At 54.7% G+C, this 15,068-nt stretch carries 5 protein-coding genes; 4 read left to right on the top strand and 1 reads right to left on the bottom strand.

Features of this window, described 5'->3' with window-relative positions; all coding sequences use genetic code 11:
* Positions 1-75 precede the first annotated feature (75 nt).
* Positions 76-1,524, top strand: coding sequence for an ABC transporter substrate-binding protein (locus GSF01_RS02500; protein ID WP_159881448.1), 1,449 nt, complete (start codon positions 76-78; stop codon positions 1,522-1,524).
* Between the two features lie 173 nt (positions 1,525-1,697).
* Here GSF01_RS02500 and melA read toward each other — a convergent pair whose 3' ends face one another.
* On the bottom strand, positions 1,698-2,996 hold the full coding sequence (gene melA / locus GSF01_RS02495) for an alpha-glucosidase/alpha-galactosidase (protein ID WP_159881447.1): 1,299 nt from the start codon (positions 2,994-2,996) through the stop codon (positions 1,698-1,700).
* Between the two features lie 235 nt (positions 2,997-3,231).
* On the opposite strand from melA, the gene GSF01_RS02490 reads away from it, so the two are divergent.
* From GSF01_RS02490 to GSF01_RS02480, 3 genes are all read left to right on the top strand, one after another.
* Positions 3,232-4,107: an AraC family transcriptional regulator gene (locus GSF01_RS02490; RefSeq protein WP_159881446.1), complete on the top strand. Its 876-nt coding sequence runs from the start codon at positions 3,232-3,234 to the stop codon at positions 4,105-4,107.
* A gap of 11 nt (positions 4,108-4,118) precedes the next feature.
* On the top strand, positions 4,119-5,162 hold the full coding sequence (locus GSF01_RS02485) for an aromatic acid exporter family protein (protein ID WP_328803629.1): 1,044 nt from the start codon (positions 4,119-4,121) through the stop codon (positions 5,160-5,162).
* A gap of 1,366 nt (positions 5,163-6,528) precedes the next feature.
* Entirely contained in the window at positions 6,529-15,024 is an 8,496-nt protein-coding gene (locus GSF01_RS02480; RefSeq protein WP_159881444.1) for a YDG domain-containing protein, read from the top strand.
* The last annotated feature ends 44 nt before the right edge of the window (positions 15,025-15,068 follow it).

The following is a 15,068-nucleotide window of genomic DNA, read 5'->3' as shown; positions in this document are numbered from 1 at the left end:
GGAACATTTTGTATTCCAACTCCGTCTGTATAGGAGGTTTGGCAAATTTACAAATAATTGGGGATGTGGGATGAGATGAAATCATGGAAGCAAGCGGGAATAGCCGCGCTCCTGTGCAGCTCCATGCTGACAGGGTGTCAGTTGGGTACGTCGGATGGCGAGAAATCCGCTCAAGGGGAGACTTTGAAGAAGCTCAGCAAGGACGAGAAGGCAAGCATCAAGGTGATGTATTACGATAAATCGTCTTTCTTCCAGCAGTACGGTAACTTGTTCATGGCCAAATATCCGAATATCGAGGTTGAAGTCGTCAACATGAGCTCTTTATATAGTGGGGGGCCGCAAGATCCAAAGGAAGCTTTTCAGAAGATGCTGGACGAGGAAAAGCCTGACGTACTCCTCTACTTTAGTCCCGATGAGTTCCAGACGGCCGCGGAAGAAGGGAAGCTGCTGGAGCTCGATAGTATCATCCAGCAGGACAAGTTCGATATTGATAATCTGCTGGAGAGCGTGACCTCCTCCATCCGGGCAAAGGGAGGGGGCAAGCTGTACGGCTTGTCGCCGACGTTCTTCAGCCAGGCGTTGTTCTATAACAAGGACCTGTTCGAGAAGCACGGGGTGCCGCTGCCGACCAATAAGATGACATGGGAAGAGGTGCTGCAGCTGGCGAAGCGTTTCCCGATCGATGGACCGGAGAACGAACGGATCTACGGGCTCGGGATGAACAGCATAGGACCGGGATCGGAATATTACTTCCTGAGCAACATCGCTTCCACCAATGGCTTGTCCTTCGTGGACGTGGACAAGGGTTTGGTTACGGTGCAGACGGACGGCTGGAAGAAGGCGATGGAGCTGACCGTAGACGCCTACCGCTCCAAGCTGATGTTGAACGAGGACCCTATGAATTTTGACCGGAACGAGCCAATGACGATGGGCGACTACGCTTTGCGGAATCCGTTCATTGCCGGTAAAGCGGCGATGACGATTGGCAACACTTATACGATATCGGAGCTGGAGAGAGCCAAGGAATCGGTGAAGAATGTCAACCCGGTCAATTGGGATCTCGTGACTGTGCCGGTAGACCCGCAAAATCGCGACGTGTCGAACAACGTATCGGTATCCAACCTGTTCGCTATAAACGCCCAATCTCCTCAGAAGAGGGCGGCCTGGGAATTCCTCAAGTATATCAATGGCGAGGAAATGGCCCGGCTGATGGCCAATATCGACCAAGGCGCTATGTCCGCCCGAACAGCCTTCGTCAAGGAGCGGGAAGGCCGCAGCCTGGAGCCGTTCTACATGCTGAAGATAGATGAAAACTCGCTGTACAAAGGGATGGAGAAGGTGCCTGGAAATTTCTTTATGGAGTTCACTCAATTAGGCACCACCGAGGTCCAAGCGGTAGTCGACGGCAAGAAGTCGGTCGATGAAGCGCTCAAGACGCTTCAAGAGCAAGGACAGCAGATGCTCACAAAAAGCATTCAGGAGAAGGAAGAGAAGGAGAAGGCCGATGCGGCTAAAGCGAAGTAAACTCGTCAGACCGGCGATATACAGCCGGGAGGCTGACTAACTCGCTGATCTTCTGTAAAAGAAGTCCTGCCGAACTTCATAGTTTCACGAATGAAAACCGGCTTCGTACAGGCTTGATTGCCTGCTCCGAAGCCGGTTTTGTGTTGGTTCCTTGCCGCTGCTTGGCTTGCGAGCTACACGTACTTGGGCAGCCAGTCGCCGTGAGCCTCGATCAGCTCATCGCACATCGCTACGATCTCATCGATTGACAGCTCGGCGGAGGTATGCGGATCGAGAAGCGCCGCGTGATAGATATGCTCCTTCTTGCGCGTGATCGCCGCTTCAAGCGTCAGCAGCTGGGTGTTGATGTTCGTGCGATTCAAGGCTGCAAGCTGCGGCGGCAGATCGCCCACATAGGTCGGCGTTATCCCGCTGCTGTCGACCAGGCACGGTACCTCCACGCAGGCTTCCTTAGGCAGGTTGGTAATGAGTCCCGTATTCATCACATTGCCGCCGATCTTGAACGGCTCGTTCGTCTCCATCGCATGCAGCATGTAGGAGGCGTATTCGTTGGAACGCTTGTGCTCCAGATTTTTATCGCCCACCAGTTCCTCCCGCATTGTCTTCCAACGCTCGATCTGGTTAATGCAGCGGCGCGGATATTCATCCAACGGGATATTGAGTTGCTCGATCAATTCGGGGTAATTCTTCTTAATGAAGTAGGGATGATACTCGGCGTTATGCTCGCTGGATTCAGTGACGTAGTACCCAAAGCGGAACATCAGCTCATAGCGGACCATGTCCTTATGCTTTTCCTTCTGCTTCTCGGCAGCCAGACGCTTGATCTCGGGATACAGATCGACGCCGTCGCGGGTACATTCCAGCAGCCAGGCCATATGATTGATGCCGGCGATCTTCGTTTGGACGCCCGTCGTATCGATGCCAAGGCTCTTAAACAAATGGGGCATACACACCTGCACGCTGTGACAGAGACCGACCGTCTTGACGCCTCCATACGTATTCATCGCGTTCGTCAATACGGCCATCGGATTCGTATAGTTCAGGAACCAGGCGTCCGGACAAACCTCCTGGATGTCGCGAGCAAAGTCCAGCATGACCGGGATCGTGCGAAGATTGCGGAAAATGCCTCCGATTCCCAACGTATCCGCGATCGTTTGCCGCAGGCCGTATTTTTTCGGAATTTCGAAATCGGTGATTGTGCACGGATCGTATCCGCCTACCTGGATTGCGTTGATGACATACTTGGCTCCGCGCAGCGCTTCCTTGCGATCTTGGTAAGCCTTGACGGTACAGCCGCTGCCCGTCGTCGCTTTCAGGTTTAGCAGCATGCTTTCGGAATCCTTGAGGCGCTGCTCATCGATATCGAACAAGGCCAGCTCGAACTCCTGCAGGGATGGGGTGAGCATGCAGTCTCCAAGTACGTTTTTGGCAAATACGGTACTGCCCGCTCCGATAAATGTAATTTTATTCAAGACCATCTTCCTTTCTGGAGGGAATGCATAGTGGACTTCCTGCTTCTGACTATATCTCATCCGCCCGGGAAGGAATATGGAGGAATTCCACTTGCTTAAGGACATTTGTAGGATTATGGGGTGCGGGAAGGCTCTCCGAACCTCGGTCGGAAGACGGTTGCGGCCAGTTACAAAGCCGGGTATAATCGCAAGTGACAGATGTAGGGCGCTTATGGACAAAAGGAGGCTTTTGCAAATGCCGCATGCCAAGTATGACGCCGCCTTTAACCCGTCTCCGGGCAAGGGCGAGCTAACGGTGCTGTTCAGCGGGCATGCCCAGACGATGGCAGGTCACCGGGTCGGTCCGCAGGTGCTCGATTATTATTTGGTTCATACGGTCGTGTCCGGACGAGGAGTATTCCGCTGCCGCAATACGGACTATCGGCTCGGTCCCGGACACAGCTTCGTAATTTTCCCCGGTGAGCTGGTCCGCTACGATTGCGAGGATGAAGACCCCTGGAAGTATCGCTGGGTGGCCTTCAAGGGGGGGCGTGCGGAGGAGCTGCTTAGCTCCTGCGGGTTGACGCGCAATGCCCCGACTGCCTTGGCCGAGCGGCCGCGCCGGATGCATAGGCTGTACCAACAGATGGAGCAATCGCTGCGGGGAGACGGGCCGGTACGCAAGGAGCTGGCCTCGGGGGGCATGCTCCGGCTGATCCTGGCCGAGTATTCCTCCGCATCCGCCGTAAGCGAAGTGCGCAAAGAGGAGAGTCCGGTGATCGAACGGCAGATCGAGCAGGCCATCCGATGGCTGACCTTGCAATATTACCAGCCTATCTCGATCGAGGAGATGGCGAGGTCTTTGGGCTATCACCGGACGCATTTGTCCAAGATGTTCAAGCAGCATACCGGTCTCTCTCCGATGCAGTACCTGCTGAAGGTGCGGATGGAACGCGCCAAGCTGCTGCTGCAGGAATCGCTGACGGTGGAGCAGGTCGCTTCTTCGATCGGTTTTGCCGATCCGCTTTATTTCTCCAAGCAGTTTAAGCGCTGCTACGGACTCACGCCGTCCGAATACCGGCAGGATCTGCACAATCCTTATGATTGTCATGAATCCGGCTCAACCCTATAAATCCGGGAGGGATGAATGTGGCTTTCGGAGCCCGCATGCTCAAGACCGGCCTAGCCGTCACATTGACCTTATATTTTAATTCATTCTTCTTGCATTTCCCGTCCCCGGTCATCTCCGCCGTCGCGGCCATGTTCGCCATTCAGCCTACGATCTATCGCTCCTGGCGGCATTTTCTGGAGCAGCTTCAGGCCAATACGCTCGGTGCGGTCCTAGCGCTACTGGCGGGCATGTATTTTTCGAAGGACCCGTTCGCGATCGGCTTGATCTGTATTATCGTCATCATGATCTGCATGAAGCTAAAGATGCAGGACAGCATCGGCTTGACCCTAGTCACAGTTATTGCCGTAATGGAAGCCTCGGGGCAATGGGAGTTTGCTCTCAGCCGTTTCGCCCAGATTCTGGTGGGGATCGGTACGGCCTCGCTGATCAATATCTTCTTCCTCCCTCCCCGGCCCCGCCAGCAGTTCGTCACGCAGATTCACAGCGTATACGCGAAGCTGTCGCTGCTGCTGCGGACAGCAGTATCCAATGAGATCAAGGAGAACATCTTCCGCGACGAGAAAAAAGCTCTGGAGGAATCGCTCAAGTCGCTGGCTGACAAGTTCAAGCTGGTGGAAGAGGAATACAAGAAGGTGGGAGGCAATCAATTCAGCAAAATCCGCGATCTGGTCGTGTATCAGCAGATGCTCGTTGCCCTGCGCAAAGGGGCGGACGTGCTGGAGGTGGTGGAGGAGCACTACTTCCAGGCCGATCGGGATAAACGGTATGGAGCAGAATTTGACCGGCAGCTGGAGCGGCTGAGCAAGTTTCATGAGCACGTCCTTCTGAAGTTCGATGAAAAGCTGAAGGAAACGGAACCGCCCGAAGTGGAGCTGATGGAGGCCGAGAGCGCCCGCTTCCTGCGCGAGACGATGGGAACTGTCTATGAGCGGGCCGATGATGAATTGAGACTAAGCATCGTTGCATCGGCGCTCTTCGATTATGGCTACCATATCGGAAGGCTGGATAAGCTGGTCGAGCAGTATCATCGGGGCGGAGCGGATGAGAAGAAGTGAGGTTTAGTGGTTCGGAACAGATCCGCGCGCCTGTTAGGTGTGCGGATCTGTTTCGTTGTCGTTGGAGGAAAATGGGAGGGAGGCGGAGAAAGATTGTAGAAGCATGGGTGAGAACCCCAAGCTCACCTGATTTTCCTGGGAGGTTCGCACTACAGGCGCAGTAAGGGAGCAGGTGATTCGTCCCCAAAGCGCCTGTGCAAAGGCCGGGTGAAAATGTAGGTTCGCACTTTTCGCCTGAGATCCCTTGTGGGACAAGGGCTGAAATGCAAGCTGTCGCTCCCCGTGCGGGGACGTGGATTGAAACCTCATTATGGGCCGCTCTTACGTGGCCTACTCGAAAGTCGCTCCCCGCGCGGGGCGTGGATTGAAACCTATCGGACAAGGCAGAGTACATGCTTGGTCACTAGTCTCTCCCCGTGCGGGAGCGAGGATTGAGACCTCGATATACGTACCTTTGGGGCTGTCTTGGCCAGTCGCTCTCCGTGAGGGAGCGTGGATTGAAACGACGTGTTGCTCGATCAGTACCTGTAGAGCCTCTAGTAGAACGTTCCCGAAGTAACGTTACTAGTCCCCACATACCTACATGGGTATCGGGATCGGCTAACGGACATGACGGAGGCTGTCGATTCATTATGAGTAACTGAGTTGAAACGTTCTGCTTTCGTTAACGGACCTCAGCGTCTCTATTTGCAGCATTTTTGCGATATTGAAAATCTAACGGACTCAGATGACGCTATTTGGTGCATTTCCGCCCATTCTATGCGGTTTTGACGTAAGTAAGGTCGTCTGTGTCCGTTACAATTTGAACAGGCCCCATTTTTGTGAAATAGCGACTGTGGTGTCCGTTACGATCAACCTTTACTTAACTGCGCTGCCGTCCACAATGAATCGACAGTCTAATGACGCCCTCTTAGAAGCAGATTTGAGCTTGATGAAAAATCTAACGGACACATGTCCGTTAACCGTAACCCCGCCCCGCCACCGCTCCTATTTTGCTCCATTATTACATTATTACATTACTTTCAGATCGCTCTAGTAGTCGCTCTCCGTGCGGGAGCGTGGATTGAAACGACATATTGAACCGCTCAGCCAACGATACGATGTCTTCCTTTCCCCGTAGGAGCGTACACGAAAAAATCAGAATAAAATGTAGAAAAATGTTAGAAAAATGAAAGTTTCTATAATATAATAGTTTTATTACTATAGATATAGGAATTTGTGCCTATGAACGGGGAGTGAAGGCAAGACTTAGTTGATCAAGGGTAAGAGGCAAAAGTCCTTTGCTTTTCAGGCGGGCTCACCTAGATGGCTGGACAAATGAGGACAAGTTAAACAACAGGAAGTCATCTTAAGGAGGGGACCGTATTTGAAGACTGTAAAAAATAGCCTGCTGAGTTTGTTCACCATGCTGCTGCTATTCACTTTTTACCTGTCAGTCCCGGTATCGTCGGCTGCGTCAACCGTTTCAAAGGAAGTCGTATTTATCGACTCTAGCATAGAGGACGCGCAGCTCTTGGCGGATCAGGCTAGTAGGAGAGCGGAAGTGATATGGATCGGGTCGGATCTAGATGGAATCAAGCAGATCAGCGATGCACTTGCTGGAAGGAAAGGTCTTGACGCCATCCATTTGATCACCCATGGGGCCCCAGGCGAGATTGTGCTAGGCGGCAACGTGCTATCAGAAGAGACGGTAGACACGTATCGGGCCGAGCTTGCCGCCGTGGGCCATTCGCTTCGGGCTGGCGGCGATGTGCTGATTTATGGCTGCGAGGTGGCCCAGTCAGGTGAGGGATATACATTTTTGGAAGCGCTATCCAGAATGATAGGGGCCGATATCGCAGCAAGCGAAGATAGGACCTCGGGCAATCCGCTTCTTGGGAACGCCGTGCTTGAAGCCGCCATTGGCGGTATAGAGACTCAGCCTGTTGATATGAGCGGCTGGAACGGTGTGCTGCCGAATGCCTCCAAGACGGTAGGAGTCGGACAGGAAGTATCGCTGACCTCCGCGGATTTGGGCTACCAGGATTATTCTTACGTTTATTTCGATTCTGTGCCGGGAGCGGGGAGCCAGTTGGGCCTTGGTACGGCATCTAATTCCATCGGCGTGGGATTCAGCTACCCCAAGACTACGGTGGATAGCAACCAAATTAAGTTTAGGGGCAACGCAGCTGGAGTGTACACCTTTAAAGTCAGTTGGAGCGGCGGCCAAGGCCTGGTCGGGGATAAGAAAACGCCCCATACCTCTAGCTTTACGATCACCATTACCGTTGTCAATCCTCCTCCGACAAATATTCAACTCATTAGCGATAAGGCGCCTGCCGGTTATCCGGGAATGAGAATAGGCAAGCTGATAGGGACCGACATAGCAGGTGATCAGCTGACTTTCTCCGTGAAAAGCGACCCCGCTAATTTATTCTCAGTAACCACTGTGGATGCCTCGCAAAAACTGGGTTTATTGAGCCTCAGAGCGGGAAAGTCGCTGGCACTCGGCGAAAACGCGAACGTAACGCTTACCGTTACCGATCAGTTGGGCCAATCCTTTGATAAAGCCTTTACGATAACGGGTGTAGCCCCTCAGATCTTGAATCTTAACAGCTTGGCTGAGCAATATTTCGAGATGACCGAAGAAGTAAGAGACATCCACTATTTACCGGCGGAGTCCGGCAAAGGGACGCTCTATTATGTGGATGATGAAGATTGGTATGGCGGCGGCAACGTAGACTTGCAGATGGTTATCAACGATGCTCCACTGATGGTAGGCGAGCGCGTCATGTACCGGGCTCCCGCCGCGTCTGGAACGGATTCTTTTATATTGGGAAGCAAGTACTACGTCGTCCTGATAGGGAGTCAGAACACCAGCCCGAGCTTCGTAGGAGCCGCTACGGTGCTGACGGTTAACCAGAATTCGAGTGCCGTCGACGTCAGAGATTTGCTTAAAGTCAGCGATCCGGATACCGGGCAGACGCTGACATGGTCGTTAAGCACGGCTCCAAGTCACGGAACCATGGCCCTCTCGGGGACAACGGCCGCTTCGGGTAACGCATCGATTACCCCTGGCGGGACGATCACTTATACACCGGCTAACGGCTATTACGGTGCGGACACCTTTACAGTACAGGTGAGCGACGGAATAGCTACGACGACGCGTACGATCTCTGTGAACGTCGCGGCTGTGCCAGTTTCAGTTGTCACCCAACCAAGCGGTGCATCGGTGAATGCAGGAGGTAGCACAAGCTTCTCGATAACGGCGACTGGAACGGTGGTCGGTTATCAATGGCAAGTAAATTCTGGTTCAGGCTTCGTCAATATTACGAATGGCGGGGTATATAGCGGGGCTACTACCAATACTTTGAGCATTACCGGAGCGACTGCAGGCATGCACGGTTACCAATACCGGGTTGTCGTAACGGGAGCATCCGCTCCTAGCGTCACATCCAATAGCGCAGCATTGACCGTGAATGTTGCCCTGGGCCAAGTCGGCAATGTCCAATTATCTGCCCAAGGGATCGCCAGTTGGAATGATCTTTCTAATGAACTGGGTTATCAGGTGCAACTGTACAATAATGGAGTTCCCGTAGGCAGTGCTGTATCCAAGACGGCTAACAGCACGAGTCATGATTTCTTATCGGATATGCGTAGCTTTGGAGAAGGCAGCTATACGGTTCGGGTTACGGCCAAAGGAAATGGAGTAAACATCATCGATGGTGCTGCCTCGGCTGCTTCGGCTGCCCAAACGGTAATAAGGCTTAGCACCGTGAGCAGCGGTCTTGTATGGGTGAATAAGACAGCGAATTGGCAGGCAACACCACAGGCAATCAGCTATGATGTGCAGCTTTTCAAAGATAACGTCGCGATAGGGGCCCCTATCAACGTCACGGGTGCGAACCAGACGGCCGGCGTTGATTTCACAGCAAGCCTAGCAGCGCCGGGCACCTATACGTTCCGGGTAACGCCTAAGGGCGGTGGTCTGATCCTGGATGGCGCGCAGTCTGCTCTATCAAGCAGCTTGATTCAGCCTATTGCGCTGACGGTAACCGGAGTGACAGCTAGCAGCAAAACCTATGATAATACCACAGCGGCAGCCTTCGATGCATCCGGTGCGGTATTAAATGGGATCTTAGTCGGTGACGAGGTTACCTTGAATACCGCTTCGGCGGCGGCAGTCTTCGACAATAAAAATGTCGGAACCGGTAAGACAGTGACGGTCAACGGACTTGTGCTGGCCGGGGCTCAGGCGAGCAAGTATGTCTTGACGGATGTGGTGCTGGCGGCAGATATCATCGCCAAGCCTGTAACTCTTCATGATATTACGGCAAGCGGTAAAGATTACGACGGAAGCGCCGGAGCGAATATACAAGCAGGCACCGCCACGATCAGCGGGATTATTCCTGGCGATCAAGTCACGCTGAATGTGTCGCAAGCGGCAGGAGCTTTCGTGGACAAGCAAGTTGGCAGCGGAAAAACTGTTGCGGTAAGCGGTCTAGCCCTCACCGGCGCCGACGCAGGGAACTATGCTTTGCAGCCCTACAGCACGACGGCCGATATAACGGTTAAGACGGTAGCTGTGACGGGAATTACGGCGAGCGGCAAAGCGTATGACGGCCAGTTGGCTGCAGCGCTGGATCTATCGGCTGCGGTGCTGAGCGGAGCGGTGGCTAGCGATCAAGTCGCCCTGGATGTATCCCAAGCGGCGGGAGTCTTCTCTGATAAGCATGCCGGCAGTGGAAAAACGGTCGCGGTAAGCGGTCTTGCCCTCACCGGTGCTGACGCAGGGAACTATGCCTTGCAGTCCTACAGCACCACGGCCGATATAACGGTCAAGACGGTAGCCGTGACGGGAATTACGGCGAGCAGCAAAGCGTATGACGGCCAGACGGCTGCAGCGCTGGATGTATCCGCTGCGGGACTGAATGGAGCGGTGGCTGGCGATCAAGTCGTGCTGGATGTATCCCAAGCGGCGGGAGCCTTCGCGGACAAGCAAGCAGGCAGCAGAAAAACCGTCGCGGTGAGCGGTCTATCCCTTACAGGCGTCGATGCAGGGAACTACGCCGTGGCAGCTTACAGCATGACGGCCGATATAACGGCCATCCCGGTAACCTTGACGGGAATAACCGCAGGGAGCAAGGTGTATGACGGCCAGACGGCTGCGAGACTGGATGCATCCGCTGCGGTACTGAGCGGAGCGGTGGCTGGCGATCAAGTCGCGCTGGATGTATCTCAAGCGACAGGAGCATTCCCAGACAAGCAAGTTGGTAGCGGAAAAACCGTCTCGGTAAGCGGTCTAGCCCTCACCGGTGTTGACGCAGGCAACTATGCTTTGCAGCCCTACAGCACGACGGCCGACATAACGGTTAAGACGGTAGCCGTGACGGGAATTACGGCGAGCGGCAAAGAGTATGACGGTCAGACGGCTGCAGCGCTGGATGTATCGGCTGCGGTTCTGAGCGGAGCGGTGGCTGGCGATCAAGTCGCGCTGGACTCTTCCATGGCAAGCGGCGCTTTCGACAATAAGCATGTCGGGGCCAATAAAACCGTCGCCATAACCGGGCTAAGTATCGTGGGTGCAGATGCCAATAATTATATCTTGAATCCCGGAACGGCGGCATCGGCATCGGTTACGGCGAAGCCCCTGACAGTGTCGGGCATCTCCGCGGTCGACAAAACGTATGACGGAACGACGGCAGCCGTCTTGCATATGTCGGCAGCCGCTGTGGACGGAGTTATCCCTGGGGATGAAGCTGAATTGAACATCAGCTCAGCGACCGGAAGCTTCGGCAGCCGTGAGGTGGGGACGACTAAGGCTGTAACGGTTAGCGGCTTGTCACTGAACGGTGCGGATGCAGGCAACTATGAGCTGCTGCCTTATACGAGTACGGCAGGTATTGAGCCGAAGACAATCTCGGCAGCAGGGATTCAAGCCGTGAACCGGGCTTACGATGGAACGGTATCGGCTGCGCTGGACCTTGCGGCAGCAAGCTTAACCGGTGTGGAAGCGGGCGATGCAGTCAGTCTGAATACCAGCTTGGCAGCGGCTGTCTTCGCTAGCGCCGATGCGGGTACGGGCAAGAGTGTGGCGGTAATGGGTCTTTTCCTGGAAGGCGCCGATGCGGGCAACTATTCCCTGAGCCCCTATACGACACAGGCTGACATCACGGTTCTGGCGCTGAGCGTCACCGGAATCACGGCCAACGACAAGCTTTACGACGGCACCGTGGCAGCAACCTTCGACGCATCTGCCGCCGTGTTGAACGGGATTGTAGCCGGAGACGAGGTGAGCCTTGTCACGGCATCCGCTGCAGCAGCCTTTGACAGCAAGCACGCGGCTGCGGGTAAGACGGTGACGATCAGTGGTCTTGCACTGAGCGGAAGGGATGCCGCCAAGTACAGCGTTCCTGTGGTGACGACGACTGCCGGGATTACGCAGAAATCCGTCTCGATTAGCGGGATAACGGTGGCTCCGAAGACGTATGATGGCACGACGTCGGCCGCTCTCGCTGGAAGTGGAAGCTTGCAGGGGATCAAAACCGGCGATAGGGTGGAACTCAGTGGAACGGCAGTCGGGAGCTATGAAGAAAGACAAGCCGGAGCGGACAAAGTCATCAACGTAAGCGGTCTTTCTCTAAGTGGAGCAGACGCCGGCAACTACAGCTTGACGCCGCTGGCTTTGCTGTCAACGATTACGGTAAAGCCGGTATCGGCAGCAGGAATAACAGCTGTTAGCAAATTTTACGATGGAACCAGCACAGTAGCGCTGAACAAGGCGCTCGCCCATGTATCCGGCGCAGTTCCCGGGGATAGCGTAGTCCTGGATACTAGCGGTGCAACGGGAAGCTTTGCCAGCGGCGATATCGGCACAGGGATACCGGTGTCCGTAAGCGGTCTGATCCTAACCGGAGCGGATTCGGCCAACTACCTGTTAACTCCTTACTCGACTGCGGCCGACATCCGATATGGCGGGCCGACAGGCATAGATCACGAGAAGCAAGGAATGGAGGATGCCGTCGTACGCCTGTCGGTGACGGATTTTGTGTATAGTACGCAAACAGGCAGAGCACTTCATAAAATCAAGGTCGTCACGCTGCCAGCCCACGGCTTGCTGAAGCTGAACGGTTCGAGCGTCACCGTATCGCAGGAGGTTTATGCCTATGATCTGGGGAACCTGACTTTCGAGCCGGATGCGGACTGGAGTGGGATTGCACGGTTGATGTGGGAGGCAAGCGACGGAAGCAAATATTATGCGCAAGCGGCCTCTCTGGATATCCGGATTTTGCCTGTCAACGATGCGCCTGTGGCCTCCAACGGGATATTTACGACCAACGCAGGGGAGGTCGGAACAGGAGTACTGACAGCCCGTGATGTGGAAGGCGATCCATTGACATATCACATTGTCGCGCAGGGAGGCAAGGGCACCGTGGTCCTGACGGACCCGGCTTCCGGGGCATTCGAATATTCGCCTCATGCAGGACAGCATGGGCCGGATAGCTTTACCTTTAAGGTGAGCGACGGCCTCGCGGATTCTAATACCGCAGTCGTACAAGTAACTATTATTCCGAGCGGCGTAGCGGACTTGCGGTCATTGAGCGCCGGGAATGTGACACTTACCCCTGAGTTTGCCGCGAATAGCATGAATTACAGCGCCAATGTGTCGAATAGCGTGTATAGCCTTTCCGTGACCGCCACGGTGTATAACCCTCATTCCACTGTTAAGATTAACGGGCATTTGGTTATCGATGCGGGAACAGGAGTCTACACGCATGAAGTGGACCTGGAGGTAGGCGTGAGCACGCACCTGGTCGAGGTTACCGCTCAGGATGGACGGACGACCAAAACGTATTCGATCCGCGTCGACAGGGCGCCGTCATCGAATGCGAGCTTAAGCGGATTAACGGCCAGCGCGGGCTCGCTGACGCCTGTATTCGATAGCGGGCAATATGCGTACACGGTCCAAGTGGAGCATCATACGGATACCATACGATTCCAGCCTGTGGCAGCGGATACCACATCGGTGATTCGGATCAATGGCGCCTTGACGTCAGGTGGGACGTACTCCGGTGATCTGGCTCTCCACGTAGGCAGCAATGCTTTCAACGTGGAGGTGACCGCTCAAGACGGCATAACCCGACTGACATATGCCCTTACGGTCTATCGTGACCCCTCCGCCAATGCGAAGGTGAAGGGGATCGCGGTGAGCGGGGCGACGCTGAATCCCGCCTTCGATGCGGAGGTAGCAGCTTACAACGCCACGGTGTCGTATTCGAGCGGCAGCATAGCGATTACGCCGGAGCTCGATGACCCTACAGCAACGGTAAGCATTAACGGTCAAGCGGCCGCCCATGGTGCAGCTACGGCGGTTCAGCTTCGAACAGGCGCGAACGTCATTACCGTGGAAGTGACGGCTCAAGACGGCACAACCAAGCGGAGATACACCCTGTCGATCAACAGGCTGGAAGAAGAGAGCGATACCGGCGGTGATGGTCCATCCGATCCGGGAACGCCTGCGCCTCAGCCTGGCCCGGTGTTGGAACCGACCCCTGAGCCATCCGTGTCGAATCCGGCGCAGCTGCCTACTTCCGACATGAATCGCACAGACGGGGAAGCCGAGATTATCGTCAATGGTGTAAGGCAAGGTCAGGCAGGCGTGCTGGTAACCGAAGCGATAGCGGGAAGAACGGTCACTAGATTAGTGGCAGACCATGCCAAGTGGAATCGAATACTGAATCAGCAGGGGAACAAGCCGGTTGTGATCGTTCCGATCAACAACAGCAGCGGGACTGTGTCCTTGCAGCTTACCGGGGATCTTATCCATAGTATGGAGACTAGAGGAGCGACGCTCATTCTTAAGACTGAGGAGGCGTCCTACTCGCTAGGGGCGCATCAAATCAACCTCAGCGCCCTGACTGCTCATTGGGGATCAGGGACGGCGCTCCAGGATGTCATGATCGATATCCGGATAACGAAATCTTCGCAGGAGACCGTTCACATGCTTCAAAGTACGGCGCAAAAGGAAGGGTACTCTCTAGTCGCTCCGCCGCTGGACTTTACCGTCCAGGCCTCGTATCGCGGTCAAACTATGGAGGTAAGCAGATTCGATGCTTACGTGGAGCGGCATATCCGATTGCCTGAAGAGATCGATCCGGGCAAGATTACGACGGGGGTTGTGCACGTAGCTGATGGCGTCGTTGCACATGTGCCCACCGCAGTCAGCCGCACGGGTTCCCAATACTTCGCCAAAATCAATAGCTTGACGAACAGCACCTACTCCGTCATCTACAACCCTCGAACCATGGAGGATGTAGAGAGTCATTGGTCGAAAATCGATGTGAACGACATGGCCTCCCGGATGATCGTGAACGGATACGACGACAAGCGGTTCAAGCCGGACGATGCCATCACGCGCGCTGAATTCGCAGCGATTCTCGTCAAAGCGATGGCGCTCCGTCCATCCGGTTCCCAGCCGGACTTTGACGATGTGAAGGCGGGGGCATGGTATGTTGAAGCAGTCAGCGCAGCTCATGAGTATGGAATCATTAGCGGCTATGACGATGGTAGCTTCAAGCCGGAGCGGACCATTACGAGAGAAGAGGCCATGGCGATGATCGCCAAGGCGATGCGGATAACCAAGCTGGATACCGTGATATCGGAAAGTGACATTCACAATCGGCTTGCGGGATTCAAGGATAACGGAGAGGTTTCCGAATGGGCCAAAGCATTCGTCGCCCTGTGCATTCGCCTAGGCATCGTCCAAGGGGACGATACGGGCCTTTCTGCCAAGGAGTCCATCAGCAGGGCGGAGACGGCAGCCATAGTCAGAAGAATGCTTCTGACGGCAGACCTCATCCATGATGTAACGAAAGAGCCGTAAGTCAACGAAATCAGCCCTAGATTTGCACCTCTAATCAGGGACAT

Origin of the sequence: Paenibacillus puerhi, assembly GCF_009846885.1 — a bacterium.
Taxonomy (GTDB): Bacteria; Bacillota; Bacilli; order Paenibacillales; family NBRC-103111; genus Paenibacillus_G; species Paenibacillus_G puerhi.
Note: the sequence above shows the minus strand (reverse complement) of the source record. Positions and strands in the feature narration are given on the sequence as shown.

Bases quoted from the DNA above. Each gene is read 5' to 3' on its own strand.
- GSF01_RS02500 (WP_159881448.1), top strand. From the start codon at position 76: ATGAAATCATGGAAGCAAGCGGGAATAGCCGCGCTCCTGTGCAGCTCC.
- GSF01_RS02490 (WP_159881446.1), top strand. From the start codon at position 3,232: ATGCCGCATGCCAAGTATGACGCCGCCTTTAACCCGTCTCCGGGCAAG.
- GSF01_RS02485 (WP_328803629.1), top strand. From the start codon at position 4,119: ATGAATGTGGCTTTCGGAGCCCGCATGCTCAAGACCGGCCTAGCCGTC.